At 72.1% G+C, this 26,421-nt stretch carries 33 protein-coding genes and 1 tRNA gene; 17 read left to right on the top strand and 17 right to left on the bottom strand.

What is annotated here, in order from left to right; genetic code table 11:
• Window positions 1-10: 10 nt before the first annotated feature.
• Window positions 11-2,059 (bottom strand): ATP-dependent DNA helicase, encoded by a 2,049-nt coding sequence (locus tag IE317_RS38915; RefSeq protein WP_308443421.1) that lies wholly within the window; start codon window positions 2,057-2,059, stop codon window positions 11-13.
• Window positions 2,060-2,185: 126 nt separating this feature from the next.
• Window positions 2,186-2,773 (bottom strand): biotin transporter BioY, encoded by a 588-nt coding sequence (locus IE317_RS38910; protein WP_191316375.1) that lies wholly within the window; start codon window positions 2,771-2,773, stop codon window positions 2,186-2,188.
• 210 nt (window positions 2,774-2,983) lie between these two features.
• Here IE317_RS38910 and IE317_RS38905 point away from each other — a divergent pair, with 210 nt between their 5' ends.
• Window positions 2,984-3,601, top strand: a complete 618-nt coding sequence (locus IE317_RS38905; protein ID WP_191316412.1) for a choice-of-anchor P family protein — start codon at window positions 2,984-2,986, stop codon at window positions 3,599-3,601.
• A gap of 1 nt (window position 3,602) precedes the next feature.
• Here the strand turns inward: IE317_RS38905 and IE317_RS38900 are convergent, their stop codons facing one another.
• The 3 genes from IE317_RS38900 to IE317_RS38890 are packed head-to-tail and all read right to left on the bottom strand — an operon-like array spanning window position 3,603 to window position 6,154.
• Window positions 3,603-4,247 (bottom strand): bifunctional 4-hydroxy-2-oxoglutarate aldolase/2-dehydro-3-deoxy-phosphogluconate aldolase, encoded by a 645-nt coding sequence (locus tag IE317_RS38900; RefSeq protein ID WP_191316374.1) that lies wholly within the window; start codon window positions 4,245-4,247, stop codon window positions 3,603-3,605.
• Window positions 4,244-4,822, bottom strand: coding sequence for an isochorismatase family protein (locus IE317_RS38895; RefSeq protein WP_191316373.1), 579 nt, complete (start codon window positions 4,820-4,822; stop codon window positions 4,244-4,246). The genes IE317_RS38900 and IE317_RS38895 overlap by 4 nt, the downstream gene beginning before the upstream one ends.
• A 30-nt stretch (window positions 4,823-4,852) precedes the next feature.
• Complete coding sequence (locus IE317_RS38890) at window positions 4,853-6,154, bottom strand: nicotinate phosphoribosyltransferase (RefSeq protein ID WP_191316372.1); 1,302 nt, start codon at window positions 6,152-6,154, stop codon at window positions 4,853-4,855.
• Between the two features lie 74 nt (window positions 6,155-6,228).
• Here IE317_RS38890 and clpS point away from each other — a divergent pair, with 74 nt between their 5' ends.
• Genes clpS through IE317_RS38875 form a run of 3 tightly spaced genes read left to right on the top strand, consistent with a single transcriptional unit; the run spans window position 6,229 to window position 8,071 of the window.
• Window positions 6,229-6,528 (top strand): ATP-dependent Clp protease adapter ClpS, encoded by a 300-nt coding sequence (gene clpS / locus IE317_RS38885; RefSeq protein ID WP_004560461.1) that lies wholly within the window; start codon window positions 6,229-6,231, stop codon window positions 6,526-6,528.
• On the top strand, window positions 6,525-7,082 hold the full coding sequence (locus IE317_RS38880) for a DUF2017 domain-containing protein (protein ID WP_043776746.1): 558 nt from the start codon (window positions 6,525-6,527) through the stop codon (window positions 7,080-7,082). The genes clpS and IE317_RS38880 overlap by 4 nt, the downstream gene beginning before the upstream one ends.
• Window positions 7,079-8,071, top strand: coding sequence for a P1 family peptidase (locus tag IE317_RS38875; protein ID WP_191316371.1), 993 nt, complete (start codon window positions 7,079-7,081; stop codon window positions 8,069-8,071). The genes IE317_RS38880 and IE317_RS38875 overlap by 4 nt, the downstream gene beginning before the upstream one ends.
• Here the strand turns inward: IE317_RS38875 and IE317_RS38870 are convergent.
• Window positions 8,056-8,436, bottom strand: coding sequence for a hypothetical protein (locus tag IE317_RS38870; protein WP_229903146.1), 381 nt, complete (start codon window positions 8,434-8,436; stop codon window positions 8,056-8,058). The genes IE317_RS38875 and IE317_RS38870 overlap by 16 nt on opposite strands.
• A gap of 81 nt (window positions 8,437-8,517) precedes the next feature.
• Here IE317_RS38870 and IE317_RS38865 point away from each other — a divergent pair, with 81 nt between their 5' ends.
• From IE317_RS38865 to IE317_RS38850, 4 genes are all read left to right on the top strand, one after another.
• A complete protein-coding gene (locus IE317_RS38865; RefSeq protein WP_191316370.1) occupies window positions 8,518-8,925 on the top strand; it encodes a Mov34/MPN/PAD-1 family protein in 408 nt (135 codons plus the stop codon).
• A gap of 66 nt (window positions 8,926-8,991) precedes the next feature.
• A complete protein-coding gene (locus tag IE317_RS38860; RefSeq protein ID WP_191316369.1) occupies window positions 8,992-9,264 on the top strand; it encodes a MoaD/ThiS family protein in 273 nt (90 codons plus the stop codon).
• A gap of 3 nt (window positions 9,265-9,267) precedes the next feature.
• The gene (locus IE317_RS38855; protein WP_191316368.1) at window positions 9,268-10,218 is read left to right on the top strand and encodes a PLP-dependent cysteine synthase family protein; all 951 of its coding nucleotides are present in this window, start codon (window positions 9,268-9,270) and stop codon (window positions 10,216-10,218) included.
• Window positions 10,219-10,231: 13 nt separating this feature from the next.
• Window positions 10,232-10,948, top strand: a complete 717-nt coding sequence (locus tag IE317_RS38850) for an aspartate/glutamate racemase family protein (RefSeq protein WP_191316367.1) — start codon at window positions 10,232-10,234, stop codon at window positions 10,946-10,948.
• On the opposite strand, the gene IE317_RS38845 is transcribed toward IE317_RS38850, so the two are convergent.
• A complete protein-coding gene (locus IE317_RS38845; protein ID WP_191316410.1) occupies window positions 10,906-11,766 on the bottom strand; it encodes an arylamine N-acetyltransferase family protein in 861 nt (286 codons plus the stop codon). The genes IE317_RS38850 and IE317_RS38845 overlap by 43 nt on opposite strands.
• An 83-nt stretch (window positions 11,767-11,849) precedes the next feature.
• Between IE317_RS38845 and IE317_RS38840 the strand changes: the two genes are divergently transcribed.
• The 5 genes from IE317_RS38840 to rdgB are packed head-to-tail and all read left to right on the top strand — an operon-like array spanning window position 11,850 to window position 15,478.
• Window positions 11,850-12,479 (top strand): rhomboid family intramembrane serine protease, encoded by a 630-nt coding sequence (locus IE317_RS38840; protein WP_191316366.1) that lies wholly within the window; start codon window positions 11,850-11,852, stop codon window positions 12,477-12,479.
• A complete protein-coding gene (gene murI / locus IE317_RS38835) occupies window positions 12,476-13,282 on the top strand; it encodes a glutamate racemase (RefSeq protein ID WP_191316365.1) in 807 nt (268 codons plus the stop codon). Before IE317_RS38840 ends, murI begins: the two co-directional genes overlap by 4 nt.
• A gap of 29 nt (window positions 13,283-13,311) precedes the next feature.
• Entirely contained in the window at window positions 13,312-14,079 is a 768-nt protein-coding gene (locus tag IE317_RS38830) for an MBL fold metallo-hydrolase (RefSeq protein ID WP_191316364.1), read from the top strand.
• Between the two features lie 23 nt (window positions 14,080-14,102).
• On the top strand, window positions 14,103-14,879 hold the full coding sequence (rph, locus tag IE317_RS38825; RefSeq protein WP_191316363.1) for a ribonuclease PH: 777 nt from the start codon (window positions 14,103-14,105) through the stop codon (window positions 14,877-14,879).
• On the top strand, window positions 14,876-15,478 hold the full coding sequence (gene rdgB, locus IE317_RS38820; protein WP_191316362.1) for an RdgB/HAM1 family non-canonical purine NTP pyrophosphatase: 603 nt from the start codon (window positions 14,876-14,878) through the stop codon (window positions 15,476-15,478). The genes rph and rdgB overlap by 4 nt, the downstream gene beginning before the upstream one ends.
• Before the next feature lie 26 nt (window positions 15,479-15,504).
• Here rdgB and bcp read toward each other — a convergent pair whose 3' ends face one another.
• From bcp to IE317_RS38800, 4 genes are all read right to left on the bottom strand, one after another.
• Entirely contained in the window at window positions 15,505-15,978 is a 474-nt protein-coding gene (gene bcp, locus IE317_RS38815) for a thioredoxin-dependent thiol peroxidase (RefSeq protein ID WP_191316361.1), read from the bottom strand.
• A 15-nt stretch (window positions 15,979-15,993) separates the two neighbouring features.
• Entirely contained in the window at window positions 15,994-16,542 is a 549-nt protein-coding gene (locus tag IE317_RS38810) for a hypothetical protein (protein ID WP_191316360.1), read from the bottom strand.
• Between the two features lie 189 nt (window positions 16,543-16,731).
• Window positions 16,732-16,914 carry a hypothetical protein gene (locus IE317_RS38805; RefSeq protein WP_191316359.1) on the bottom strand — a complete coding sequence of 61 codons (183 nt, stop codon included), beginning with the start codon at window positions 16,912-16,914 and terminating at the stop codon, window positions 16,732-16,734.
• 131 nt (window positions 16,915-17,045) lie between these two features.
• Window positions 17,046-17,933, bottom strand: a complete 888-nt coding sequence (locus IE317_RS38800) for a hypothetical protein (RefSeq protein ID WP_191316358.1) — start codon at window positions 17,931-17,933, stop codon at window positions 17,046-17,048.
• 127 nt (window positions 17,934-18,060) lie between these two features.
• On the opposite strand from IE317_RS38800, the gene IE317_RS38795 reads away from it, so the two are divergent.
• Window positions 18,061-19,020: a hypothetical protein gene (locus IE317_RS38795; RefSeq protein WP_191316357.1), complete on the top strand. Its 960-nt coding sequence runs from the start codon at window positions 18,061-18,063 to the stop codon at window positions 19,018-19,020.
• Here IE317_RS38795 and IE317_RS38790 read toward each other — a convergent pair.
• Window positions 19,017-19,934, bottom strand: coding sequence for a helix-turn-helix domain-containing protein (locus IE317_RS38790; RefSeq protein WP_191316356.1), 918 nt, complete (start codon window positions 19,932-19,934; stop codon window positions 19,017-19,019). The genes IE317_RS38795 and IE317_RS38790 overlap by 4 nt on opposite strands.
• 70 nt (window positions 19,935-20,004) lie before the next feature.
• Between IE317_RS38790 and IE317_RS38785 the strand changes: the two genes are divergently transcribed.
• Entirely contained in the window at window positions 20,005-20,955 is a 951-nt protein-coding gene (locus IE317_RS38785) for a saccharopine dehydrogenase NADP-binding domain-containing protein (RefSeq protein ID WP_191316355.1), read from the top strand.
• Between the two features lie 121 nt (window positions 20,956-21,076).
• Here the strand turns inward: IE317_RS38785 and IE317_RS38780 are convergent.
• Window positions 21,077-21,150 (bottom strand) — tRNA-Leu (locus tag IE317_RS38780).
• Between the two features lie 99 nt (window positions 21,151-21,249).
• Here IE317_RS38780 and IE317_RS38775 point away from each other — a divergent pair.
• A complete protein-coding gene (locus IE317_RS38775) occupies window positions 21,250-21,471 on the top strand; it encodes a DUF3618 domain-containing protein (protein WP_004559246.1) in 222 nt (73 codons plus the stop codon).
• 3 nt (window positions 21,472-21,474) lie between these two features.
• Here IE317_RS38775 and IE317_RS38770 read toward each other — a convergent pair whose 3' ends face one another.
• The gene (locus IE317_RS38770) at window positions 21,475-21,894 is read right to left on the bottom strand and encodes a hypothetical protein (protein ID WP_191316409.1); all 420 of its coding nucleotides are present in this window, start codon (window positions 21,892-21,894) and stop codon (window positions 21,475-21,477) included.
• 204 nt (window positions 21,895-22,098) lie between these two features.
• Window positions 22,099-22,656 (bottom strand): TetR/AcrR family transcriptional regulator, encoded by a 558-nt coding sequence (locus IE317_RS38765; protein ID WP_191316408.1) that lies wholly within the window; start codon window positions 22,654-22,656, stop codon window positions 22,099-22,101.
• Window positions 22,657-22,769: 113 nt separating this feature from the next.
• Between IE317_RS38765 and IE317_RS38760 the strand changes: the two genes are divergently transcribed.
• Entirely contained in the window at window positions 22,770-24,227 is a 1,458-nt protein-coding gene (locus IE317_RS38760; RefSeq protein ID WP_191316354.1) for a flavin-containing monooxygenase, read from the top strand.
• A gap of 42 nt (window positions 24,228-24,269) precedes the next feature.
• Here the strand turns inward: IE317_RS38760 and IE317_RS38755 are convergent, their stop codons facing one another.
• On the bottom strand, window positions 24,270-24,740 hold the full coding sequence (locus IE317_RS38755) for a helix-turn-helix domain-containing protein (protein WP_191316353.1): 471 nt from the start codon (window positions 24,738-24,740) through the stop codon (window positions 24,270-24,272).
• Window positions 24,741-24,919: 179 nt separating this feature from the next.
• Window positions 24,920-26,421, bottom strand: a 1,502-nt coding sequence (locus tag IE317_RS38750; RefSeq protein ID WP_229903145.1) for an LCP family protein, incomplete at its 5' end; no start/stop codon positions are given.

Below are 26,421 nucleotides of genomic sequence, written 5' to 3'. Positions count from 1 at the left end.
GTGGACCGCGTCACGCGGGCGCGGCTGCGTCCAGCCGGCGCAGTGCCTCCCGCACCACCTTCGGGTCCATCGTCGGCCAGAACGGCGGCAGCGACGCACGCAGGAAACCGCCGTAGCGGGCGTTCGCCAGCCGCGAATCCAGCACGGCCACCACCCCGCGGTCGCTGACCGCGCGGTGCAGCCGCCCGGTGCCCTGCGCCAGCAGCAGCGCCGCGTGCGTGGCCGCCACCGTCAAGAACCCGTTGCCGCCGCGGGCTTCCACCGCGCGCTGCCGGGCCGACGACACCGGGTCGTCCGGGCGCGGGAAGGGGATCCGGTCGACCACCACGAGCTGCAGTGACGGCCCGGGCACGTCCACGCCCTGCCACAGGCTCAGCGTGCCGAACAGGCACGTGCGGACGTCCTCGGAGAACTTCTGGACCAGCAGCGATGTCGCGTCGTCGCCCTGGCAGAGGATCGGGAAGTCCAGCCGCTCCCGCATCTCCTCGGTGGCCTGCTTGGCCGCCCGCATCGAGGAGAACAGCCCGAGCGTGCGTCCGCCCGCGGCCTCGATCAACTCGGCCAGTTCGTCCATTGTGGACGGCGTGAGGCCGTCACGGCCCGGCGGCGGCAGGTGCTTGGCCAGGTACAGGATGCCGTTGCGCCGGTGGTCGAACGGCGAGCCGACGTCCAGGCCGGTCCACTTCGGGCCCGACTCGTCCGACGGCGCTTCCTTCTCCGTCGCCGCCCCCGGCGCCTGCTCCACCCGGGCCGCGCCCGGCGGGAGGCCCCACTGCCGCGCCATCGTGTCGAACGTGCCGCCCAGGGTCAGCGTCGCCGAAGTCAGGATCGTCGTGTGCTGGTTGAACACCCGCTCGCGCAGCAGGCCGGCGACACCCAGCGGCGCCACCTTCAGCGCCGGCGGCCGCGGGTTCGACGAGTACTTGTCGCCCGACAGCCAGACGACGTCGCGCTGGTGCGCCTGGTCGTCGTCGAACGCCTCCAGCAGCCGGACCGCGGTGTCGTGCACCTCGTCGAGCAGCGACCGCGCCAGCTTGCGCGCGGTGGCCCCCTCGACGTCCTCCTTGCGGTCGCTGCCCAGCGCCGTGATGCACGCGTGCGCGGCGTCGCGGACCGCCGGGATCGCGCCCTTCAGCGGCCGCGGCAGCTCGTCCATCCGCCCCGCGGGCAGGTCGTCGACGATCAGGGCCAGCCCGTCACCCGCCTCCAGCAGGCGGTCGGCGACGTCGGCGTCGATGAGCTTGCCGCAGCGGCGCGCGGCCGCCGCGCACATCGCGCTGGTCAGCTCGCCGGTGGCGACCGAGGTGACCCGGTCGACCAGGTCGTGGGCCTCGTCGATGATCACCACGTCGTGGTCCGGCAGGACCTGGTAGCCCTGCAGCGCGTCGATCGCCAGCAGCGCGTGGTTGGTGACGATGACGTCGGCGCGGCCGGCCTCGGCACGGGCCTTCTCGGCGAAGCAGTCCGTGCCGATCGGGCAGCGCGAAGCGCCGAGACATTCCTTCGCCGTCACCGAAACCTGGCGCCACGCCTGGTCGGAGACGCCGGGGACGAGCTCGTCGCGGTCGCCGGTTTCGGTGTCCGAGGCCCACTCCCGCAGCCGCGTGACCTCCTTGCCCAGCCGCGACACCGCGAACGGGTCGAAGAGCTGGGCGTCCTCCGGCTCGTCCGGCGCGCCGGAATCCAGCCGGTGCAGGCACATGTAGTTGCGGCGGCCCTTGAGGATCGCGAAGGTCGGCTCGCGGCCGAGCGGCTTCTTCAGCGCCTTCGCCAGGCGGGGGAGGTCTCGGTCGACGAGCTGGCGCTGCAGCGCGATCGTGGCCGTGGAGACCACGACCGTGGCCTCCTTCTCGACGGCGTGCCGGATCGCGGGGACGAGGTAGGCCAGTGACTTGCCGGTGCCGGTGCCGGCCTGCACGGCCAGGTGCTCACCGGTGCGGATGGCGCGGCCGACGGCGTCGGCCATCTGGACCTGCCCTGGGCGTTCGGCACCGCCGACGGACTCCACCGCGTGGGTGAGGAGTTCGAGGACGCCGGGGAAATCGGTTCGGGCGGGCACAGCGACACACATTAGCCGCCGCCACCGACAAAGATCGGTGCTCCGTCGCGAACGGGCCACTCGCGTCGCGGAGGACCCGGTCGTGAGTGGTTAGGGCGGTGAGAACCGCCCTAACCACTCACGAGGTCAGTCCTGCGTGCGGCCGGAGACCAGCTTCCAGGTCAGCGGCAGCAGACCGGCGGCCACGACGATCTTGATCGCGTCGCCGATCAGGAACGGCGTGACGCCCTTGGCGAACGCCGTCGACAGGTCGAACCCGGTCGAGGCCATCAGCCACGGCACGCCGAACGCGTAGATGACCAGGTTGCCGAGCACCATGGTGCCCGCGGTGCGCACCGGCGTCCGGTCGCCGCCGCGGCCGGCGAGCGCGCCGACCAGGGCACCGGCGAAGACGAACCCGACGATGTAGCCGGCGCTCGCGCCGGACAGGCCCGCGGTGCCGTGCTGGAACCACGGCACGCCCACCGCGCCGACCAGCAGGTACACCAGCATCGAGGCGGCACCGCGCGACATGCCGAGCGACGCGCCGACGAGCAGCGCGGCGAACGTCTGGCCGGTCATCGGCACCGGGCTGCCCGGCACGGGGATCGTCAGCTGCGCGGCGGCGCCGGTGAGCACGGCACCGCCGGCGACCAGCGCGATGTCCCGCACGAGCGAGCCGGGCACGAGGTCGGCCAGCACGGGCCGCTTGCCGGCGAAGGACAGCGAAGACACGAAACCTCCCGAAGTGAACAGGCGACGACCGAGGTTAACGCTCGTTACCGGCCCGTGGACCGCCGAGTTGCGTTCCTCACCGGCCACTCGTCCGGGTGGACCCGATCAGGGCGGACGCCGGACCGGCCGATGACGAAAGGGGACGACTGCGATCTGTCACGGGACCGAGGAGGCCGAAGCATGCGGAACGCCAGGAAGAGGACATATCGGTTGCTGGCCGTGACGACGCTGGCCCTTCCGCTCCTCGGCGCGGCCGCCCCCGTGCGGTCCACCGGATGGGCGTCGTCCGGCTCGGTGGACGTGACGATCGACAACGAGCAGATCGTCACCGGTGAATTGGCGAAATGCACCGTCGACGGCCCGTACAAGGGCTGGACGCAGGGTGGCGCCACCGGCGACATCGCCGTGTTCGGGGCCGGGGACACCGGCTGCGGGCGGTCCGGCGAGACGGCGATCGCACAGGCGGCGGGCCGCCGCTTCAAGGCGACCGTGCTGATGCGCTACGGCGGCCCGGAACTCACCGTCCGGACGTTCTCGGCGAAGTGCGCGACGACGGCCACCGGCAGCCTCGGCGAGGTGGCGGTCGGCGCCGTCGAGGGCGTCACCGTCCCGGAGGAGATCCCGCCGAACTACCGGATCGTCATCCCCGGCGGCGCGGCGGGCACGGCGTTGGCGACAGTGGTGCTCAACGAGACCGTGACGCCCCAGCCGCCGGACGGCAGCCTGGTGACGCACGCGGTGCACATCAAGCTGTTCCCGCAGGGCGGCCCGGCGAGCGGCGACATCTACCTGGGCACGGCCGCCTGCGACCCGTTCGGCAAGAAGTAGCTCAGGCCGTGGCGAAGCGGGCGGTGGCCGCGACGAACTCGCCCGCGCGGGTGGCCAGGTCCGGCAGGCTGCCGCCGGCGGACAGGGCGTCGCCCAGCAACGGCGTCGCCGCGGCGACCGCGATCGCGCCCGCGCGCAGGTAGCCCTCGACGTCGGCCAGGTGGACGCCGCCGGTCGGCACCAGCGGGACGTCCGGCAGCGGCGCCCGCACCGCCCGCAGGTACGCGACCCCGCCCACGGCCGCGACCGGGAACACCTTCACCGCGGCCGCGCCGAGCCGCCACGCCTGGTCGATCTCCGTCGGCGTCAGCGCGCCGCAGATCACCGGCGTGTCCAGGGCCGCGGCGCGCTCGAGCACCGCCGGGTTGACCGTCGGCGTGATCAGGTAGGCGGCACCCGCGTCCACCGCGATGTCCACATCGGACGGTTCGCGGACGCTGCCCGCCCCGATCAGCGCGTCTTCGCCCAGCGCCAGCCGCAGCGCGGTGATGGCCGCGGGCGCGCCCGGAGTCGTCAGCGTCGCTTCGAGCAGCCGGATGCCCGCCGCGTGCAGCACCATCGCGGCGTCGGCGAACCGGGAAGCGTCCGAAGAACGCAGGATCGCGACGAGCCGGTGTTCCGCCAGTGCCGCCTGGAGGTCCTTCACGCGGCCGGGCCGACGACGGCGGTGCCGGTGTACGCGACGCCCGCCTCGTCGAAGTCCTTCAGCGTCGCGTCGACCGTCGGCTGCGAGCCGCCGACGGTCAGGTCCAGCAGCACCCGCACGCCGAAGCCGGCCTTCTTCGCGTCGAGGGCCGTCGCGCGCACGCAGAAGTCCGTCGCGATGCCGACGACGTCGACGTCGGTCACGTCGTGCTCGCGCAGCCACGCTTCCAGGGACTTCCCGTCGCGGGCCGCGCCCTCGAAGCCGGAGTACGCGGCGCTGTACTCGCCCTTGGAGAACACCTCGCCGATCGGGACGACGTCGAGCGCGGAGTGGAACGACGCACCCGCCGTGCCGGCCACGCAGTGCACCGGCCAGCTGTCCTTCCAGTCCGGCGTCTCGCTGAAGTGGTCACCCGGGTCGATGTGGTTGTCCCGGGTGGCGACGACGTGGCTGTAGCCGCCCTCGGCGGCCTGCTTCGAGATGGCGGCGGCCGCGGCGGCGCCACCCGGCAGGCCGAGCGAGCCCCCTTCGCAGAAGTCGTTCTGCACGTCCACGACGATCAGCGCGGTACCCATCGGTCGTACTCCCTCTCAGCGCAGTGCCGGTTACAAGAACAGCGTCGGGATGGCGGGCTCGCCGTGCGAGAGCTTGAGGCCCTCCCAGGGCAGGCTGACCAGGCCGCGGCGCAGCCGCTGCCTCGCGTCGTCGAGCGTAGGCAGGTCCGGCTCCGGGCGGCCAGCGCGGATCAGGGGGATCTGCAGCGGCCGGTCGTTGGCTTCGGGCTCGGGCGCGTCGCCGGAGGTCGTCCAGACGACCTCCTCGACCGCGGTGCCGGTGCCGCGGTGGCGCCGCAGCGCGGACTTGCGCCCGCCGCGCGACTCCTTGTGCGCGCTGCGCTTGGCGACCGGCTTGCCGTCCACCTCGACCAGCTTGTAGACCATGCCGGCGGTCGGCGCGCCGGACCCGGTGACCACCGAGGTGCCGACGCCGTACGCGTCCACCGGCTCCGCGCGCAGCGCCGCGATGGCGTGCTCGTCGAGGTCGCCGGACACCACGATCCGGGTGTCCTTCGCGCCGAGGGAGTCCAGCTGCTCGCGGGCGCGGCGGGCGAGCGGGCCGACGTCACCGGAGTCGATCCGGATCGCGCCGAGCTCGGGCCCGGCGACGCGGACCGCCGTCTCGATGCCCGCGGTGATGTCGTAGGTGTCGACCAGCAGCGTGGTGTCCGCGCCCATCTTGTCCACCTGGGCGCGGAAGGCCGCCTCCTCGCTGTCGTGCAGCAGCATGAAGGCGTGCGCGACGGTGCCGCGCGTCGGGATGCCGTAGCGGCGCCCGGCTTCCAGGTTGGACGTCGTCGCGAACCCGGCCAGGTAGGCGGCACGCGCGGCCGCGACGGCGGCGTACTCGTGCGTGCGGCGGCCACCCATCTCGATGATCGGGCGGCCGTGCGCGGCGCCGGACATCCGGGCCGCCGCCGACGCGATGGCGCTGTCGTGGTTGAGGATGGACAGCACCAGCGTCTCGAGCAGCACGCATTCGCCGAACGAGCCGGTGACGGTGAGGATCGGCGAGCCCGGGAAGTACAGCTCGCCCTCGGGGTAGCCGTCGATGTCGCCCGAGAACTCGTAGTCGGCGAGCCAGGCCAGCGTCGCTTCGTCGACGACCGCGGTGGCCTCCAGCTGCGCCAGTTCGGCGTCGGTGAAGCGGAAGTCCGCGATCGCGTCGAGCACCCGCGCGGTGCCCGCGACGACGCCGTAGCGGCGCCCGTCCGGCAGCCTCCTGGCGAAGACCTCGAACACGCAGGGCCGCGCGTGCGTCCCGTCGGCGAGCGCGCTGCCCAGCATGGTCAGCTCGTAGTGGTCGGTGAGCAGCGCAGTGCTGGCCGTGACCGGCTCCGGTGAACCCATGGGGTAAGCCTATTCACCCACATGGCCGGACCTGGCGCGGCGTACCCCGTCACCCCCGTGACACCATGGGGTGCATGTCCACGCCTGTTGCATCCGAACAGACGCAGGTCGAACCGGCCGGTGCGGAAGTCGCCGAGTCGGACACCCCCTGGCGGACCGTGGTCTGGAACGACCCGGTGAACCTGATGTCGTACGTGACGTACGTCTTCCAGAAGCTGTTCGGCTACAGCCGCGACCACGCCACCAAGCTGATGCTGGACGTGCACCACAAGGGCAAGGCGATCGTGTCGTCGGGCAGCAAGGAGAAGGTGGAGACGGACGTGGCGAAACTCCACGCGGCGGGCCTCTGGGCCACCATGGAGCAGCCCTCGTGAACGGTTGGCGGCGCAAGGGCGCGGTGATCCACGCGGGGTTCGAGCAGCAGGAAGCGGCCGTGCTGCGTGGGCTGGTCAGCCAGCTCGAGGACATGCTCACCGCGCGGGCCGAAGAGGCACCCCAGGACGAGCTCGCCGAGCTCACCGGCATCCGGACCGGGCCCACCGAGTCCCCGGACGACCCGGTGCTCTCGCGGCTGCTGCCGGACTTCCACAAGCTCGACCCGGACAACCCGTCCCGTGAGGACATCGACTCGGTCGCGGCGATGCGCTCGCTGCACGAGCCGGAGCTGCTCGACATCAAGGTCGGCGTGGCCAAGATCGTGCTCGACACGCTGCCCCGCGACGGCGGCCACGTCCGGCTGACCGAGGAGCAGGCCGACGCCTGGCTGGGCGCGCTCAACGACGTCCGGCTGGCGCTGGGCACCGCGCTCGACGTCACCGAGGACATGCCCGACGAGCTGCCCGAGGACGACCCGCGGGCGCCCCACCTCGGCGTCTACCACTGGCTGACGTGGGTGCAGGAGACGCTGATCCAGGCGCTGACCGGATGATCACCGACGTGCCGGGTGTCCTGGTCGGGCACCACGAGCGGGTCGGCGACGGCTGGGCCACCGGCACGACGGTGGTGCTGGTGCCCGGGGGTGCGGTCGGCGCGGTCGACCAGCGCGGCGGCGCGCCCGGCACCCGGGAGACGAACCTCCTCGAACCGGAGAACCTGGTCCAGCGGGTCAACGCCGTGTGCCTCTCCGGCGGTTCGGCGTACGGGCTCGCCGCGGCCGACGGCGTCATGCGGTGGCTGGCGGAGCGCAACCTGGGCTTCCCCGTCGGGACGCAACCGCACGAGGTGGTGCCGATCGTGCCCGCGGCCGTGCTGTTCGACCTGCCGCGCAGCGAGTGGGGCAACCGGCCGGACGCTTCCTTCGGGTACGCGGCCTGCTCGGCCGCCTCGGACTCGTTCGCCATGGGGACGGTCGGCGCGGGCGCGGGGGCGGCGGTCGGGTCGCTGAAGGGCGGGATCGGGTCGGCCAGCGAGGTCGTGGGCGAGTTCACGGTGGGTGCACTGGCGGCGGTGAACGCGGCCGGCGAGGCCGTGGACCTGACGACCGGCCGGGCCTACGCGGCCGACCACGGCGACTTCGGCGTGACGTGGCCTTCGCGGGCCGCCGACCTGCCGTCCCGCCGGACGGACCTCAACACGACGATCGGCGTGGTCGCGGTCGACGCGGCGCTGTCGAAGGCCGAAGCGCGGCGGATCGCGGTCGCGGCGCAGGACGGGCTGGCGCGGGCGGTCCGTCCGGCCCACACGATGTTCGACGGCGACACGGTGTTCGCGCTGGCCACGGGGGCGCGCGAGCTGCCGGACGCGAGCGGCCCGTTCGGTGCGGCGGCGCGCCCGGCGGCCCTGGACGCGCTGTGCTCGGCCGCGGCGCGGGTGTTCGCGCGGGCGATGGTGCACGGCCTTCTGGCGGCGACCACCGCGGGTGGCGTGCCCGCCTACCGGGACGTCTGGCCCGAAGCGTTCGGTCAGGCGCCCGGGTAGGGGTCTTCGGGCAGGGCGTCGCCGGCGGCCTCCAGGTTCGCCGCGCGGACCGCGGCGATGTATTCCTCGTCGATCTCGAGGTCGATGCCGCCGACGGACAGGATCGGCCCGAGCGAGGGATGGATCTCGAGCGGGCCCAGTTCGGTGTCGCGCGGCAGGCGTTCCCAGATCTGCTTAGGCCGGTTCAGCGTCCAGCGGCTGCAGGCCAGCAGGGTGACGTGCCGGTCGGTCACCATGACCAGGAAACCGACCCGCAGGCGCATGCGGTTCACGTACAGCGACATGCCGGGGATCAGGTACTGGATCCGCTCGTCCGTGCCGAGGTACATCCGGCACCGGTCACGGACCTTCGACGACAGGGGCACCCGCCCAGTATCCCGGGAACCGCTGGTGAGCGGTATATCTCATCATCTGGACCGGCGTTGTCCACCACCTAAGATGTCGGTGTGCTCCGGATCCGCCGTGAACTCGTCGACGAGATCGTCGCCCACGCCCGTCGTGACCACCCCGACGAGGCGTGCGGGGTGATCGCCGGGCCCGAGGGCTCGGATTCCCCCGAACGGTTCATCCCCATGCTGAACGCGGCCCGGTCGCCGACGTTCTACGAGTTCGACAGCGGTGACCTGCTGAAGCTCTACCGCGAGATGGCCGCGAACGACGAGGTGCCGGTGGTCATCTACCACTCGCACACCGCGACCGAGGCCTACCCGTCGCGGACCGACGCGAACATCGCGGCCGAGCCGGACGCGCACTACGTCCTCGTCTCCACCCGCGACCCCGAAGTGCACGAGTTCCGGTCGTACCGGATCGTGGACGCCGAGATCACCGAGGAGCCGGTCGAGATCATCGGCTGACCCTGTCGGAATAAACCGCCGCGCCACCGGCGTCTGCGTGTAAGAACCCACCGGAGGTAAGAACCCATGGCCGTGACCGTCTCCATCCCGACGATCCTGCGCACCCACACCGGCGGCGAGAAGTCCGTCGAGGCGAAGGGCACGACCGTCCTCGAGGTCATCGACGACGTCGAGGCCCGGCACGCCGGCATCAAGGCGCGCCTGGTCAAGGAGGAGAAGCTGCACCGCTTCATCAACGTCTACGTCAACGACGAGGACGTGCGCTTCGCCGGCGGGCTCGAGGCCGAGGTCAAGGACGGCGACACCCTGACCATCCTCCCCGCCGTGGCCGGTGGCTGATCGATGGCTCGCTTCGAGTCGCTGCTCGACGCGCTCGGCGGTACCCCGCTGGTCGGGCTGCCCCGGCTCTCCCCGACGCACGACGTGCGCCTGTGGGCGAAGCTGGAGGACCGCAACCCGACCGGCTCGATCAAGGACCGGCCCGCGCTGGCCATGATCGAAGCCGCCGAGCGCGAAGGCAAGCTCCGGCGCGGCTCCACGATCCTGGAGCCGACGTCGGGCAACACCGGCATCTCGCTGGCCATGGCCGCCAAGCTCAAGGGCTACGGGCTGGTCTGCGTGATGCCGGAGAACACCTCCACCGAGCGCAAGCAGCTGCTGCAGGCCTACGGCGCGCGGATCGTCTTCTCGCCGGCCGCGGGCGGCTCGAACGAGGCCGTCCGCCGGGCGAAGGAGCTGGCCGAGGCGAACCCGGACTGGGTGATGCTCTACCAGTACGGCAACCCGGCCAACGCCGACGCGCACTACCGCGGCACCGGCCCGGAGCTGCTCAAGGACCTGCCGACGCTGACGCACTTCGTGGGCGGTCTCGGCACGACCGGGACGCTGGTCGGCGTCGGGCGCTACCTGCACGAGGCCAAGCCGGACGTCCAGATCATCGCGGCCGAGCCGCGCTACGGCGAGCTGGTGTACGGCCTGCGCAACCTCGACGAAGGGTTCGTGCCGGAGCTGTACGACCCTTCGGTGCTCAACGGCCGGTACTCCGTGGGGGCGTACGACGCTCTGCGGCGCACGCGGGAGCTGCTGGAGCACGAAGGCATCTTCGCGGGCATCTCGACGGGCGCGGTGCTCCACGCGGCGCTGGCGGTGGCCGAGAAGGCCGCGGCCCGGGGTGAGCAGGCGGACGTGGCGTTCGTCGTCGCCGATGCCGGGTGGAAGTACCTGTCCACCGGGGCGTACTCGGGGTCGCTGGACGAGGCGGCGGAGCGGCTCGACGGGCAGCTCTGGGCTTAGGCATCCTGACGGCATGAAGGTCATCGGGCTGCTCGGCGGGATGAGCTGGGAATCCTCGAGCGAGTACTACCGGCTCGTCAACGAGCGGGTGAAAGCCCGCCTCGGCGGGTTCCACTCCGCGCACACCGTGCTGTACTCCGTCGACTTCGCCGCCATCGAGCAGATGCAGGCCGACGGCCGGTGGGACGACGCCGGCGCCGAGCTGAACCGGGCCGCCAAGGCCCTCGAAGCGGCCGGAGCCGACTTCGTCGTGCTCTGCACCAACACCATGCACAAGGTCGCCGACCGGCTGGAACAAGGCCTCGGCATCCCGCTGCTGCACCTCGGCGACGCCACCGCCTCGGCCGTCAAGGCCGCCGGGATCCGCCGCGTCGGGCTGCTCGGGACCGGGTTCACCATGGGGCAGCCGTTCTACCGCGACCGCCTCGCCGCGCACGGCCTCGACGTGCTCGTGCCGAGCGCCGAAGACCGCGCCCTCGTGCACCGGATCATCTACGACGAGCTGGTGCTCGGCGTCGTCGAAGCCGCCTCGCGGGAGGCCTACCGCGGCGTGATCGCGCGGCTGGCCGACGCGGGCGCCGAGGGCGTCATCTACGGCTGCACGGAGATCGAGCTGCTGGTCGGCCCCGAGGACTCCCCGGTGCCGACCTTCCCGACGACCCGCCTGCACGCCGAAGCGGCGGTGGACTACGCGCTCGGCACCACCTCGCTGCCCTTGCCGCCGACGTGAGCCTCGTGCTGCGCGACGCACTGCCGCCACAGCCGCTCGCGCTCCGCCGCCGTGAACAGCGCCGCCGGGATGCCGAACACGTCACCGGCGGCCGCCCACCAGTCGCCGGGTGACTCGACCAGTTCCTTCGCTCCGTGGCGGTTCAGGGTCAGCGCCCGCAGCGTGTCCACGCCCGCCTCGTCCCGCCGCTGCACCACGCAGACCCGCACGAACCCGGACTCGGGTGCCGTGGACAGCCAGGCGTGCTTCTCCGCGAAGTCCGCCATCTCCGCGACGCCGGGCGCGAAGTCCATGCCGGTGAAGCTGCCCGCCGGGTCGTGCTCGAACCGCCAGCCGCCCGGAGCCACTTCCGACGGCCGCAGCCGATACGTGTGCGGGCCCTGCACGTAGGTGCCTTCCCGGAGGGGGAGCGGCTCGTGCGGGCCGTCCCCGAGCCCCGCGTCGACCAGCCACGCCGTCTCCGGGGCGTCCGGCAGCCCGGTGACGGTCAGCGCCAGGTGGTTCCGGTCGACGTTCGGCGCGTCCGCCGCACTGCCCTGCACTCCGCCCAGGTGCCGCGTGACCTGGTAGCCGAGCGCCGCCAGCAACGCCGAGAACGCCCCGTTCAGGTGGTAGCAGTACCCGCCGCGGCCCCGCAGGATCCGCGCCAGCGACGCCGCCGGGTCGAGCGGGGTCGGCCGCCCGAGCTGGATCTCCAGTGCCTCGTACGGCACGCGTTCCACGTGGGCGGCGTGCAGGCGCCGCAGCGCTGCTGCGCTCGGCGGTTCGGGATCGAGGCCGAGCCGCGCGAGATAACCGGTGACGTCCATGTCCGACAAGCTAGCGGCGACCACCGACAAACTCCCGGATCAGGGATTTCACCCGAGGTGAAGGGGTCGTGCCCGGACGTAGCCTCGAAGGCGTGAGCACCTTGAACCGCGCCCCGGAAACCGCCGCCGCCAAGCGCGTGCTGCCGCCGAAACCGGTGGCGGCCGCGATCGTCGCGCTGTCGTTCACCCTGCTGCTGTACCTGGTCGAGCTGGTCGATGTCATCCTCCCCGGTGATCTGGACCAGGGCGGCATCCACTCGCGGGCGCTGTCCGGGCTGGACGGCGTGCTGTTCGCCCCGGTCCTGCACGCCGGCTGGTCGCACCTGTTCGCGAACACGGTCCCGGTGCTGGTGTTCTCGTTCCTCGCGATGGCCGCCGGGATCGGCCGGTTCGCGCTGGTCACGGCCATCATCTGGGTGGTCTCCGGACTCGGCGTGTGGCTGGTCGGGCCGTCGGACGGCGTCACCGTCGGCGCGTCCGGGCTGGCCTTCGGCTGGCTCGCCTACCTGCTGGTCCGCGGCCTGTTCAACCGCGCGGCCGGGCAGATCCTGGTCGCCGTCGTCCTGCTCGGCGTGTGGAGCGGCATGCTGGCCGGGCTGCTGCCGGGCAACCCCGGCGTCTCGTGGCAGGGTCACGTCTTCGGCGCGCTGGCGGGCGTCCTCGCGGCCTGGCTGACCACCCGGCGCTCCCGCAAGACCGTCCCGGGTAACCTCGAAGGGTGACGTCTCCGCCCGCTGATGCCCCGATCGGCGTGTTCGATTCCGGCGTCGGCGGGCTGACGGTCGCGAGGGCGATCCTCGAGCAGCTGCCCGCCGAGCAGCTCCGCTACGTCGGCGACACGGCGCACAACCCGTACGGCCCGCTCCCGATCGCCACCGCCCGCAACTACGCCCTCGCGGCGCTCGACGAGCTGGTCGAGAGCGGCGTGAAGGCACTGGTGATCGCCTGCAACACGGCGTCGGCGGCCTGCCTGCGCGACGCTCGCGAGCGCTACGACGTGCCGGTGATCGAGGTCGTCCTGCCCGCCGCGCGCCGCGCCGTCGTGGCGACGCACACCGGCCGCGTCGGCGTGATCGGCACCGAGGGCACCGTGCGGTCGCGGGCCTACGAAGACGCCTTCGCCGCGGCCCCGGACATCACGCTCACCAGCGTCGCCTGCCCGCGGTTCGTCGACTTCGTCGAGCGCGGCATCACGACCGGGCGCCAGGTGCTCGGGCTGGCGCAGGGCTACCTCCAGCCGCTGCTCGACGCCCAGGTCGACACGCTGGTGCTCGGCTGCACGCACTACCCGCTGCTGCAGGGGGTGCTGCAGATCGTGATGGGCCAGGAGGTCACCCTGGTTTCGAGTGCCGACGAGACGGCGAAGGACCTCGTCCGCGTGCTCACCGAGCAGGACCTGCTGGCCGCGCGGGAGACCCCGCCGCGGCACGAGTTCCTCGCCACCGGGTCGGCGGAGCCGTTCACCCGGCTCGCCCAGCGGTTCATGGGGTTCGCTCCGGGTGTCCTCGCTCCCACCACCGCGTGATCGCGGCGGTGGACGCTTAGGGTGTCGTCGTGCGACTGACCATCCTCGGGTGCTCCGGCAGCATCCCCGGGCCGAACGCCGCCGCGTCCGGTTACCTGGTCGAGGCCGAGGGCTTCCTGCTCGGCCTCGAACTCGGCAACGGCACGCTCGCGCAGCTGCAGGCCGTGGCCGACCCGTTCGACCTGGACGCGCTCGTGCTCACGCACCTGCACCCCGACCACTGCGCCGACGTCAGCGCGCTGACCGTCCTGCGGCGCTACCACCCGGCGCCGCCGTACCCGGCGCGCCCGCGGCTGCTGCCGCTGTACGCCCCGCCGGACGCCCCGGTCCGGCTGGCCAACGCGTACGCGCCCAACGAGACCGAGCGGGCCGTCACGGACCTCTCGGACGTGTACGACTTCCGCCCGCTGCGGCCCGAGCCGTTCCGCATCGGGCCGTTCGAGGTCGTCGCGGTCGAGGTCGACCACCCGACCCCGGCGTACGGCCTGCGCATCTCCTACGGCGGCCGGATCCTCGCGTTCACCGGCGACACCGGCCCGTGCACGGCGCTGAACGAGCTCGCCGACGGCGTCGACCTGCTGCTCGCCGAAGCGTCCTGGACGGACTCGGCCGAACGCCCGGCCGGCGTGCACCTGTCGGGCAAGCAGGCCGGCGAGCTGGCGCGCGACGCCGGCGTCGGGCGGCTGCTGCTGACGCACATCGCGCCCTGGACCGACGCCGGGGCGGTGCTGGCCGAGGCCTCGGCCGGGTTCCCCGGGGCCGAGGTCGTCAAGCAGGGTGCCGTCTACGACGTCTGAGCGGGCGGTCATAGAGTGCACCTGTGGCTCGTAAAGATGGCAGGAACGACGACCAGCTCCGTGACATCAAGATCACCCGGGGGTTCCAGCAGTGGCCGGCCGGGTCGGTGCTGATCGAATTCGGCGGCACGCGGGTGTTGTGCGCGGCGAGCGTCACCGAAGGGGTGCCGCGCTGGCGGGCCGGCTCCGGCCTCGGCTGGGTGACGGCGGAGTACGCGATGCTGCCGTCGGCGACCAACACGCGCGGTGACCGCGAGTCGGTGAAGGGCCGGATCGGCGGCCGCACGCACGAGATCTCCCGGCTGATCGGCCGGTCCCTGCGCGCCTGCATCGACCTGGCGGCGCTGGGCGAGAACACGATCGTCATCGACTGCGACGTCATCCAGGCCGACGGCGGCACCCGCACGGCCGCGGTGACCGGCGGCTACGTCGCCCTGGCGGACGCGATCACCTGGCTGGGCGCGGCGAACCGGCTCAACGACCCGCAGCCGCTGTCGTCGTCCGTGGCGGCGGTCAGCGTCGGCGTGGTCGACGGCCGCGTCCGGCTGGACCTGCCGTACGAAGAGGACTCGCGCGCCGAGGTCGACATGAACGTGGTGGCCACGGACGCGGGCACGCTGATCGAGGTCCAGGGCACCGGCGAGGGCGCGACCTTCGCGAGGTCCACTTTGGACAGGATGCTGGACATGGCGCTGGCGGGCTGCGCGGAACTGACCCGGTTGCAGAACGAGGCGCTGGCGCTGCCGTACCCGGGCGAGCTGCCGGAGCCGCGTCCGGACAAGAAGAAGGGCTCGAAGTGACGAAGCTGCTTCTGGCCACGCGCAACGCGAAGAAGCTCGGCGAGCTGCGGCGCATCGTGGCGGCGGAGGGTCTTTCGGGTCTCGAGGTCATCGGTCTCGCCGACGTGCCTTCGTTCCCGGAGGCGCCGGAGACGGCGCCGGACTTCGAGGGCAACGCGGTGGCGAAGGCCCGTGATGCCGTTGCCGCAACGGGTTTGCCTTCGATCGCCGATGACTCCGGTATCGCCGTGGACGCGCTGAACGGGATGCCGGGAGTGTTGTCGGCCCGGTGGTCCGGACGGCACGGGGACGACGAGGCGAACCTGGACCTGGTGCTGGGGCAGCTTCGTGACGTGCCGGACGAGCGGCGTGGAGCGCAGTTCGTCTGCGCGGCGGCGTTGGTGCTGCCGTCGGGGGAGGAGACGGTGGTCCGGGGCGAGTGGCGGGGAACGCTCGTCCGGGAACGGCGTGGGACGAACGGGTTCGGGTACGACCCGATCTTCCGGCCGGACGGGGAGTCGCGGACGTCGGCGGAGATGGAACCGGCGGAGAAGGACGCGGTTTCCCACCGGGGCCTGGCTTTGCGGCTGCTGGTGCCGGCGCTGCGTGACCTGGGTTAGGTCCGCAGCACCGGCCCGTTCGGGTTTCAGGAAGCCAAACCGAGGTCCCGGATCAGCTTCGCCACGTGGCCGGTCGCCCGGACGTTGTAGAAGGCGTGGGCGATCTTGCCCTCCGCGTCGACGACGAACGTCGAGCGGATCACGCCCAGGTACGTCTTGCCGTAGTTCTTCTTCTCGCCGTACGCGCCCCACGCTTCGATGACCGTCTTCTCCGGGTCGCCCAGCAGCGGGAACGTCAGGCTCTCGTTCGCGGCGAACTTCGCGAGCTTCGCCTGCGTGTCCGGCGAAATGCCGACCACCTGGTAGCCGGCGTCGTTCAGCTCGGCGAGGTTGTCGCGGAAGTCGCAGGCCTGCTTGGTGCAGCCCGGGGTGCTCGCCGCCGGGTAGAAGTACACCACCACGTTCCTGCCGCGGAAGTCGCGCAGGGACACCTCCTTGCCCTCGCTGTCGGGCAGGGTGAAGTCCGGGGCTGCGTCACCGGGGGAAAGGCGCTCGGTCATGCGCCGAGCCTAACGTCAGGCGGGACCGCAGTAGGTGACCGCGGCGGGTTCGGTCGCGCTCGGCCGGATCTGCAGCCGCAGCTGCGTCTGCTCGCGCGGCACCGCGAACGCCAGCGTGAGGTGCACCGAGCGGCCCGGCAGCACGTCCTTGCCCGCGTCGGTGATGCCGGTGAAGCCCTGGGTGGTGTCCACGACCTGCTTGACCGCCGTGCCGCCGGAGGTGGCGGTGACGTTGAGGCCCGAGAGCTTGTACGTCGTCGAGCCGTCGTTGGTCAGCTGGACGTCGAACGCCGCGCCGCGCGGGCTCTGCGGGTACGCCGAGGGGCTGGGGCGGAACGACTGCGGGGAGCCGACGGAGATGGTGAGGCCGCTGGCGAACCGGTGGTCCACGCCGAACTTGAGGTCGTTGCCCGCCGGGGAGGCCGAAGCGCCGGCACCCGCCGGGGAGCCCGCCGCCGCGCCGAGTGCCGCGGTGCCTTCGTGAGGCGAAGGGACCCCGCACGCCACCGCCAGGCCGAGCAGTCCTGCGGCGAACATGATCTTGCGGGTGCGCGCGAGCGCCATTGCGGGTACTCCAGTCGGCGGGTCGGTGCCGTCGGCAACGGGGGATTGCCGGGCGAACCCGCTCCACTCTGGCCGTGATCGCGCGCGGTTACGAGGCGCAACCGCCGGTTGTCGCGCACCTGGTGCCACCCCGTGGCCAATCCGTGACCGGAACGGCACGGCTGGTGACAATCTCTGCCCACATGCCACTTAAACCGCGAGCGCGAACAACAGGATGAAGATCGCGACGCCGGCCACCCACGCCGTCATCAGCCAGCCGAAATCCCGGACCGGGTCGACCGCGCGGCTCTCCTCGCCGGGCACGTACACGCCGCGCTCCTCGAACCAGTCCGCCCAGCGGGCGATCCAGTGCAACGGGTTGCGCGACGACACGCTTCACCTCCGGGGGCGCGGTTCTGCACCGTCACAGTACGCGTTCGGTCACGCACACCGGAAGGCACGGGCGGCCGTCCCCGGTCGACTCGCCACGGCCGGGTGAACTTCGATTTCGCTCGTGTAGAAGTTCAGGCCAGTCCGTGACGGCGCAGAATCGTCACCGCACGCACGGTCGCGTAACCGCGCCACTCGAGGGCCGCGGCGGGCGAGAAGCTCGCGAAATCCACCCGCCAGCCCCCGTCGTCCTGTTGCGCGGCCGCGAGCCGCCGCAGCTCGGCGTCGATGACGTCGTCGGTGAACAACGCGCGCGCCGGGCGGTCCGGCAGCGGGGCGAAGTCGAGGGCGCGGAGGGTCTCGCCGTCCGAACCACCGGCCACCGGGGCCAGTCCGTCGGCCGGGACGAACGTGGCGAGGTGGTCCAGGAGCGCGGCCGCCTCCTCGTGGAGTTCGTGCGCCGCGTCCGCGAACTGCACCGCGAAGGACAACGCGATCGCGTGCGGCGGCGCGGAAAGCTCGCGGATGGCGCGGAAGCAGTACTGCGTCGCCGCGGCCAGCCACGGGTGCTCGCGCACGGCCCGGTCGTGGCGGGCGACGCGCAGGGCCACGCCGGCGGTGAACGCGGTGCTCTGCAGCGTGGCCTCCGCCGGATCGGCCTGGACCCAGAAGGGCGCGCAGCCGGCCGGGTCCGCCACCGGCACGGCGAACGGCAGGCCGCCGTCCGGACGGGACGCCGTGGCCAGCCAGTCGCAGAGCTTCGCCGCGTGCGGCGTCGTCGCCGGGGCGATCTCCTCGAACACCTCGAAGGCGTGCAGGGCGCCGCCGGGCTGGCTTTCCGGAGCCCGCAGGTCCGGCTCGAGGCCCCAGCCGTAGCCGCCGTCCGAGTTGCGGTAGCCGTCGACGGCGGCCAGCACCGCGTCGGCACCGGCGGCGCCGGCGAGCAGTTCGAAGCGGCGGCGGTCGAGGAGGCGGGCGTGCGTCGCCATGAAGGACGCCGCCGCGGGAAGGTTCACGGGCATGCCGCCAGGGTCGCACCCGCCGGTGCCGCCGGTCTTGAACGGATCGGCGGTGCGGGCCCGGCAGGTCGCACGGAGGGGCAGGTTTCTCTGCCTCGGCGGGCGGGCTCCGCTGTGTGACACTTCATGGGTGAGCGCGGGCCGCGAATTCGCACCGCCCGCTGCGCCGGCCGCCCGGGTCGCGCCGCAGCGGCGGATCAGCGCACCACCCGCGCTCGTCGAACTCCAGCGGAACGCGGGTAACCGGGCCGTCGCCGAGCTGGTCGTCCAACGTCAGCGCCGGGCGCCGAGAGCCCCGGCCCCGGCACCGTCCGGCCCGCTGCTCTACATCGTGGTCCGGGACCGAGGCCTGAACGCCGGTGGTGGCACCTACGCCGACGACCTGGCACGCGCCAAAGCGATCCTCATGAGCCGCCGCGCCGCCGGGGAGTGGACGCTGGTGCTGTCCATCCACGGCTCGGAAGATCGGCTCGGGGCGCAGGCGCCCCCGCATTGGCAGCACAACGCCCGGTTCTACGACGCTGCGGCGATCGACGCGCTCTTCGGTGGCGACCCCGCGTTCGTGCGGTGGCGGGACCAGTTCGGCCCGAACCGGCTCGTGATGAACTCCTGCCAGGTCAGTGCCGGCTTCGAGCGGACCCTGATCACCAACCTGACGCGCACCCCCGGCCCGGCGCAGGCCCGGCAGGGCGCCCAAGGGCTCGGCGAGGGCTGCCGTCCGATGACCAGGACCGAGCACCTGGTCTACGACAACCCCCGGCTCGGCTTCCGCGACGCCACGATCACGACCCGGGCGCAGTGGAACCGCATCCCCGCGGCGGACCGGGCCGATCTGGAACAGCAGCTGCGCGAGCTCAACCGCGAGTTCGGCTATTTCGGCCAGGCTCCGGTGCCGGACGCGGAAGCGGTGCAGTACTACTTCGACGTACCACCCCGAGGCGGCTGGGCCAAGATCGAAGTCGGCGTCGGCCCGCACGGAGCCGAACAGGCGACCGGGATCCCCTTCTGGAACCGGGCCACCGGCCCGCACCGGGCGGAGTTCAACCGCCTGTGCGATCGAGGCATCGGCCGGTTGCCCGCACGCCCCTAGTTCCGGAACGTCCGGCGGTAGGTGTCCGGCGGCACCCCGACCGTCCGGTTGAAATGCCGCCGCAAGGTCGTCGCCGTGCCCATGCCGACCGCCTCCGCGACCGCGTCGATGCTCGCGTCCGTGTTCTCCAGCAGTTCCTGTGCCCGGCGGATGCGCTGGTTCAGCAACCACTGCAACGGCGTCGTCCCGGTGGCCGACCGGAAGTGGCGGCCCAGGTGGCGGGAGCTCATGTTCGCGCGGCGGGCCAGGTCCGCCACCGTCAGCGGCCGGTCGAGGCGGGCCGTGATCCACGGGAGGAGCGCGGCCAGCGGGTGGTCGTCGCGGGCCGGGACCGGAGCCGGGACGAACTGGGCCTGGCCGCCCGCGCGGTGCGGCGGCACCACCAGGCGGCGGGCGATCGCGTTGGCCGCCGCCGGGCCGTGGTCGGCGCGCACCAGGTGCAGGCACAGGTCCATGGCCGCCGCCTTGCCCGCCGAGGTGAGGATCCGGCCGTTGTCGACGTAGAGCACGTCCGGGTCCACCGTCACGCGCGGGTGGCGGGCGGCGAGAACGTCCGTGTGGGCCCAGTGCGTGGTGGCCCGCAAGCCGTCCAGGAGACCCGCGGCCGCCAGCACGAACGCGCCCGTGCAGAGCGAGGCCACCCGTGCGCCGCGGGCGTGGGCCGCGCGCACGGCGTCGATCAGGTCGGCCGGCGGCGGCCGGTCGACGTCGGCCCAGCCCGGGACGAGCACCGTGTCCGCCCGCGCCAGCCGGTCGAGCCCGTGGTCCGGCTCCAGGACGAACCGGCCCACCCGCACCGGGGCCGAGCCGCAGACCGCGAAGCGGTACCGGGGGTCGTCGCCGAACACCTCGGTGGCGATCGTCAGCTCGAACGACAGCATCCCGTCGGTGGCGGCGAGGGCGACGGCGTGCATGTCCGAAAGTGTACGCACCTCGTCGTTCCGGACACTGGTGACGGCGTTCCCGGCCGATCAGGATGGCCGCATGACTTCGGTACTGGTTTACGGCGCCTACGGGCACACGGGCCGCTTCGTGGTGGCTGAGCTGCGGGAACGCGGGTTCGACGCGGTCCTCTCCGGACGTGACGCGGCGAAGCTGCCGGGCGGGCGACCGGCGTCGGCCGCTGATCCCGCCTCCCTCGACCGCGCGCTCGACGGCGTCGACGCGGTGATCAACTGCGCGGGCCCGTTCGCGGAGACGGCCCTGCCGGTCGCCGGGGCGGCCATCCGCGCCGGCGTGCCGTACGTGGACGTCGCCGCCGAAATCGAGGCGAACCTCGACACCCTCGCGCTGACGGCGGACACCGCGGTGGTGCCCGCGATGGCGTTCTTCGGCGGCCTGGCCGACCTGCTGGCCACGGCGGCGATGGGCGACTGGACGGCGGCCGACGAGGTGCACGTCGCCTACGGGCTCAGTGGCTGGCGCCCGACGGCCGGGACCCTCGCCGCGGGCCGGGTCTCCCGGGAACGCCGTGGCGGCAAGCGCATCCGCTACGCGGGCGGACGGCTGGAGTACCGCGACGACGCCCTGCCGACACGCGAGTGGCCGTTCCCCGAGCCGCTGGGCTCGCGGCCCGTCTTCGCCGAGTTCTCGATGGCCGACATCGTCACGATCCCGCGGCACCTGGAGGTCCGCGACGTCGTCAGCTACATGACGGTCGACGCGGCGCAGGGCCTCGCGGCGGCCGGAGAGCGCGACGCGGCCGAGACGTTCGTGGTGGACGTCGTGGTGCGGGCGGGGGACGACGAGCGCCGGATCGTGGCGCGCGGCGAGGACATCTACGCGGTCAGCGCGCCGCTGGCGGTGGAGGCGGTGGACCGGATCCTGACCGGGCGGACGAAGGCGAAGGGCGTCGCGACGGCGGGTGAGATGTTCGACGCGGCCGATTTCTTGAGGGCGCTCGCGCCGCACATCTCGGTCTCCGAGGGCGGGTGACCACGGACGGGGGTCCGGGGGCGGAGCCCGCCGGGCGGGGTCTGGGGGTTGCACCCCCAGAAGACACCACGAGGGGAGAGGGCGAGCGCTTTCCGCGAGCAGACCTCGCCCAACCCCCGAGTGGGCCCGGAGAGACTCGAACTCTCACTGGCACGGACCTAAACCGTGTGCCTCTGCCAATTGGGCTACGGGCCCCCGGCAGTGGGCAGCCTAGCGTGCGGCGTGGCCCGTGCGGCGGCGGCGGGGCGGTCGACTAAGTTGGGGCCCGGAAGTCCCATGCGGCGAGGAGGACACGTGGCCCGCGATCCCGAGACGATCGAGCGTGAGATCGAGCAGGCCAGGACGGCTCTGGCGGCGACGCTCGACCAGCTGACCGTCAAGGCCGACCCGAAGAAGCTCGCCGACGCGGCCAAGGACGGCGTGCGCGCCAAGCTGGACAACCCCAAGGTCAAGTTCCCGCTGATCGGTGCGGGTGTCCTGGTGCTGGTCCTGCTGGTGCGCAAGCTCCTGAAGTAGCGCTCAGGCCTGCTTGGCCGGCGCCTTGCTCTCCGCGGCGGGCGCCGGCTCGGCCGGGGCCTTGCGGTCCTCGACCGCCTTCGGGAGCTGCTTGCTCGGCGGCAGCTGGGGCTTCTTGTCCGCGGACGCCGGAGTCTGCTGCTTCGGCACGCTGCCGGGCGGCGGGACCTCGAGCGGCGGCAGCTTCGGGAGCGTCAGCCGGGCCGTCATGTACGCGCTGGTGAAGTCCAGTGCACTGCCGTTGAGCAGGTGCACCACCGTCGTCTTGGCGTCGCCCGCGAGCTCCTCGACCAGCTGGTCGGCCCGGTCGCGCGCGGCGATGATGCCGGGCTCGCGAGCGGTCAGCTCCTTGCCGCGGCCGCTGACCGTGATGGCCCAGTCGGCGTCTTCCTGCACGTACGTCGCCGTGATCGTTTCCACCATCTGCCTCACACCCCTCTCCCTCACCAGCATCCTTACACAACCGTGACTCGGTCACCGCACTTTCGTGACGTGACTCCCGAGCCCCTCCTCCGGCCGTGAAAGTCCAGCACACTTTCTACCCTGTCGTCAGAACAGTAGAGCAACTCTGTGTCACAGGACACGATAGCTGTGCGTAACCATTGCATGGCCTAGTGCACGCGCACGCTAACGGGCACGGTGCCGCAGCCCGGTCCACAGCACGTCCATGGCGTATTCGGTGGCCGTTTCGGGGCTCACTTCCTCGTGTCGCTCGCACCAGATCGCGAGCCGCTCGCACGCTCCGACCACGAATTCCGCGGCCGCTTCGGCCCTCAGGTCGTCCCCCGTGTCGAAGTGGCCGCTCATCAGCGCGGCGATGAGGTCGGTCTGCTGGCGCCGGGTCTCCTCGACCTCGTCGGCCGCCGGCGTGCCGATCAGTGCCATTTCGTGCCGCAGCAGCGACCACGCCTGGCGGCGCTCCCGGATGAAGACGAAGAAGGCCAGCAGGCCACGCCGCAGCGCGTCCTCGGCGTCGACCGCCCCGACCGTCGCCTGCTCGGTGACCTCGCGCAGCACCGCCCGCGACTCCCGGATGCAGGCCAGCAGCAGCCCTTCCTTCGAGTTGAAGTACTCGTAGAGCATCGGCTTCGAGACGCCCACCAGTTCGGCGATCTCGTCCATCGACGCCGCCGCGTACCCGCGTGCCGAAAAGACCTGCTCGGCGACCTCGATCATCTGTCGCATCCGATCGGCCCGGGGCATGCGCTTGCGCTTGGCGGTGGTCACGGGCAACACTCTACCGCTGGTAACCTACTCCCAGTAAGATGGACGACGAGTAACAGGAACCCGGAGGCGTCATGGGCAACCGCACGGAGACCGGGGTCGTCATCGTCGGGACCGGGTTCTCCGGCCTCGGCATGGCGATCCAGCTGCGCAAGGAAGGCCGCGAGGACTTCGTCATCCTCGAAAAGGCCCACGACGTCGGCGGCACCTGGCGCGACAACAGCTACCCGGGCTGCGCCTGCGACATCCCGTCGCACATGTACTCGTTCTCCTTCGAGCAGAACCCGGGCTGGTCGCGGGCCTACTCGCCGCAGCCGGAGATCTGGCGCTACCTGCGCGAGGTCGCCGACAAGCACGACCTGCGCCGGTTCGTCCGCTTCGGGCAGGAGATGACCGGCGCCCGCTGGGACGAGGAGGAGAACCGCTGGCACGTCACCACGAGGGGCGGCGACGAGTTCGCGGCGAACGCGCTGGTCGCCGGGGTCGGCGCGCTCCACCTGCCGATGATCCCCGAGCTGCCCGGGATCGAGCGGTTCGAGGGCCCGGCCTACCACTCGGCGCGGTGGCGCCACGACGTCGACCTCGCGGGCAAGAAGGTCGCCGTCATCGGCACCGGCGCCAGCGCGGTGCAGTTCGTGCCGGCGATCGCGCCCGAGGTGGCGGAGCTGACGCTGTTCCAGCGGACGCCGCCGTGGGTCATGCCGAAGGCCGACCACGAGATGTCCGGCCGGACGCGCGCGCTGTTCAAGGCGTTCCCGCCGGCCCAGCGCGCCTACCGCACCCTGCTCTACTGGCTGCTCGAAGCGCGGGCGATCGGCTTCAACGGCCAGTCGTGGGTGATGAAGCTCGGGCAGCGGATCGCCCAGCGCAACATCGACCGCGCGATCGAGGACCCGCAGCTGCGGCGCAAGGTGACGCCGGACTACACGATGGGCTGCAAGCGGGTGCTCATCTCCAACGACTACTACCCGGCGCTGGCGCGTGACAACGTCGACGTCGTGACCGAGGGCGTGCGGGAGGTCCGCGAGCGCAGCGTCGTCGACGCCGCGGGGGTCGAGCACGAAGCCGACGTCATCATCTACGGCACCGGCTTCCACGTCACCGACGCCTTCGACGACCTGGAGATCGTCGGCCGCGGCGGGCGCAACCTCGGCAAGGAGTGGGCGACCGAGGGGATGCGGACGCACCTCGGCATCACCGTCGCCGGGTTCCCGAACCTGTTCTTCCTGCTCGGCCCGAACACCGGCCTGGGGCACAACTCCGTCGTGTTCATGATCGAGGCCCAGATCGCCTACATCGCCGAAGCGCTGCGGCTGGCCCGTGGCCGGGCGATCGAACCGAAACCCGAGGTCCAGGAGCGGTTCAACGCGCGGATCCAGCGCAAGCTCGCGAAGGGCATCTGGACCCGCGGGGGCTGCAAGAGCTGGTACCTGGACGCGAAGGGCGTCAACCGGACGATCTGGCCCGGCTTCACCTGGCGGTACTGGCTGGACGCGCGGAAGGTGCGGCGCGAGGACTTCCTGGTCGGGTGAACGGGCGGGTCCCTCGTCGGAGGGTGAGGGACCCGCCCGGGATCAGCGGGAGGTGTAGCGGCGGAGGCGGCCGATCAGCTCCACCGTCGGCAGGCTGCACAGCTCGGCCATGCGCTCGAGGGCGGGCAGGTCGAGGGCGACCTCGCCGCCGCCCTGCTCGCCGGCCTGCCGCAGCCGGTCCTCGGCCCAGCGGCGCAGCGGCAGCAGGTCGGCCGGGGCGTCGGCGACGACCTTGCGCAGGTCGACGCGGACCCGGCCGGGCTCGTCGAGGAACACCCGGCGGTGCACCTTGGCCAGCAGGTCCTGGGGCAGTTCGTCCATCGCGACGCACAGCTCGACCAGGCGCACGACGGAGCACTGTCTGGTGCCCAGCTCGTAGGTGGCCAGCGTCTGCAGCGAGATCTCGCTCTGCAAGTGCTGGTTCAGCTCCTTGCGCGTCCACCCTCGGCTGCGCCGGAGCTTGCGGAGCTCGTCTCCGAGGATCCGCTGGTACTCCTCAGCGTCGATCAGCACATCAATGTCCCCTGCCGTGCGCTCCCACGGCACCGCACGAGCGTGATAATTCCCGTGCAGGTGCACCCTCACGTGTATGTAAGTGCGCTGAGGCCCGGCCCTTACGCGATTTCGGGCATGTCTTTGATACCGATTGCGCGAGTTAGGCCGATCGGGTTAACGGCGGCTCGCTCACCGGGTCAGTTGACGCAGGGAACGCCCTCGGCGGTGATCGGCTTCTCCTCGCCGGTGGCGGCCGGCGGAGGGGACGCTGCCTGCGACGTCGCCCCCGCGGCGCCGGCGCCCGAGCTCGCGTCGGTGTCCTGGTAGTCGGCGCCGAGGAACACCGTCACGTGGCCCGCCGGCACGCTCTTGTCCTCTTGGATCGTCGGGGAGCCGCCCAGCGCGTCCGCGACGGCCTGGCCCTTGTCCTTGCCGCCCTTCGGCACCCAGATCACCGTGGTCTTGCGCGCGGTCGCGTTGGCCGTCTCGCCGGAGGTGAAGCCCCTGCTCTCGAGGGTCTTGGCGACCCCTGCCGCCAGGCCGGTGCGGCCGGAGGCGTTGCGGACGTCGACCGTGGTCGCCTTGTTGGCGGGGTCGGCCTGCTGGGCGGGCGGGGCCTGCTGGCTCGACGGCGGCCCGGCGAGGCCCTGCACGAACTGCTTCACCTCGGCGGGGTCGATCTGGATGGCCGAGCCGTCTTCGGGGGTCTTGTAGTCGATGTTCTTCACCGGGATGGTGCGGAACTCCAGCTGGCCGCCGGTCAGGCCCTTCATCTGCTGGGCGAACCCGAAGATGTCCCAGTTCTGGTTGAGCACGACCGACTTCTTGATCGCCTCGATCAGGTCGTTGAGCTTGCCCGGGTTGGTCAGCGTGCCCGCCGAAAGCACCTTGCGCGCCATGCCGGCCATGAACACCTGCTGGCGCACGACGCGGTCGAGGTCGCCGTTCGGCAGGCCGTGGCGCTGCCGGACGAACTCGAGCGCCTCGACACCGGAGATCGTGTGCTGGCCCTTGGTGAAGTTCGCGCCGGAGTACTGGTCCTTGACGTTGCTGTTCAGGCAGACGTCGACGCCGCCGATGGCCTTGGTGATCTCGCTGAAGCCGAGCAGGTTCACCGCGGCGTAGTTGTCGATGGTCGACCCGGTGAGCTTCTGGACCGTGTCGATCAGCTCCTTCGCCCCGGCCTGGTTGGCCTTGACGTCGATCTCCTTCGGGTCGGTGACGCCCTGCTTCTGCAGGTCCCTGCGAGCCGACACCATCGCTCGCGCGTAAGCCGAGTTGATCTTGTGCTTGCCGTAGCCCGGGATGTCGACGTAGGTGTCGCGGGGCAGCGAGATCGCGACGGCCTTGCCGCCGTCGTTGGGGATGTGCACGAAGATCAGCGAGTCGGTGTTGAGCTCGCCGTCGGCGTCGCCGGCGCGCAGCTCGTCGAGCACCTCGCGCGGCAGGGGGTTGCCCTGGGCGTCGGTGCGGCTGTCGAGGCCGACCAGCAGGATGTCGCGGGCGCCGTCGGCGGGCTTGTCGCCACCGCCGCCGTCGCTGATCACGTTCGTGTAGTTCAGCCCGTTGACCAAGCCCTGCATGGCCGCCCACGCGTACCCGGTCAGGCCCATCACCAGCAGCGAGACGACGGCCAGCGAGATCTTCGCGCCGCGGAAGGAGGTGCGGCGGGCGCGCGGGGCCGGGCGCGGCTGCGGAC

The organism is Amycolatopsis bullii (assembly GCF_014654205.1).
In the GTDB taxonomy this organism is placed as follows: Bacteria; Actinomycetota; Actinomycetes; order Mycobacteriales; family Pseudonocardiaceae; genus Amycolatopsis; species Amycolatopsis plumensis.
The sequence above is the reverse complement of the archived record's forward strand: the minus strand, read 5'-3'. Positions and strand labels throughout refer to the sequence as shown.

What these genes read in the sequence shown, in the direction of transcription:
- IE317_RS38800 (WP_191316358.1), bottom strand. Translation starts at nt 17,933, where the DNA reads ATGCCCGTGAACCTTCCCGCGGCGGCGTCCTTCATGGCGACGCACGCC.
- IE317_RS38765 (WP_191316408.1), bottom strand. Translation starts at nt 22,656, where the DNA reads ATGCGACAGATGATCGAGGTCGCCGAGCAGGTCTTTTCGGCACGCGGG.
- IE317_RS38790 (WP_191316356.1), bottom strand. Translation starts at nt 19,934, where the DNA reads ATGCACGCCGTCGCCCTCGCCGCCACCGACGGGATGCTGTCGTTCGAG.
- IE317_RS38875 (WP_191316371.1), top strand. Translation starts at nt 7,079, where the DNA reads ATGATCACCGACGTGCCGGGTGTCCTGGTCGGGCACCACGAGCGGGTC.
- IE317_RS38850 (WP_191316367.1), top strand. Translation starts at nt 10,232, where the DNA reads ATGAAGGTCATCGGGCTGCTCGGCGGGATGAGCTGGGAATCCTCGAGC.
- bcp (WP_191316361.1), bottom strand. Translation starts at nt 15,978, where the DNA reads ATGACCGAGCGCCTTTCCCCCGGTGACGCAGCCCCGGACTTCACCCTG.
- IE317_RS38785 (WP_191316355.1), top strand. Translation starts at nt 20,005, where the DNA reads ATGACTTCGGTACTGGTTTACGGCGCCTACGGGCACACGGGCCGCTTC.
- IE317_RS38890 (WP_191316372.1), bottom strand. Translation starts at nt 6,154, where the DNA reads ATGGGTTCACCGGAGCCGGTCACGGCCAGCACTGCGCTGCTCACCGAC.
- IE317_RS38855 (WP_191316368.1), top strand. Translation starts at nt 9,268, where the DNA reads ATGGCTCGCTTCGAGTCGCTGCTCGACGCGCTCGGCGGTACCCCGCTG.
- IE317_RS38760 (WP_191316354.1), top strand. Translation starts at nt 22,770, where the DNA reads ATGGGCAACCGCACGGAGACCGGGGTCGTCATCGTCGGGACCGGGTTC.
- clpS (WP_004560461.1), top strand. Translation starts at nt 6,229, where the DNA reads ATGTCCACGCCTGTTGCATCCGAACAGACGCAGGTCGAACCGGCCGGT.
- IE317_RS38860 (WP_191316369.1), top strand. Translation starts at nt 8,992, where the DNA reads ATGGCCGTGACCGTCTCCATCCCGACGATCCTGCGCACCCACACCGGC.
- IE317_RS38810 (WP_191316360.1), bottom strand. Translation starts at nt 16,542, where the DNA reads ATGGCGCTCGCGCGCACCCGCAAGATCATGTTCGCCGCAGGACTGCTC.
- IE317_RS38895 (WP_191316373.1), bottom strand. Translation starts at nt 4,822, where the DNA reads ATGGGTACCGCGCTGATCGTCGTGGACGTGCAGAACGACTTCTGCGAA.
- IE317_RS38770 (WP_191316409.1), bottom strand. Translation starts at nt 21,894, where the DNA reads ATGGTGGAAACGATCACGGCGACGTACGTGCAGGAAGACGCCGACTGG.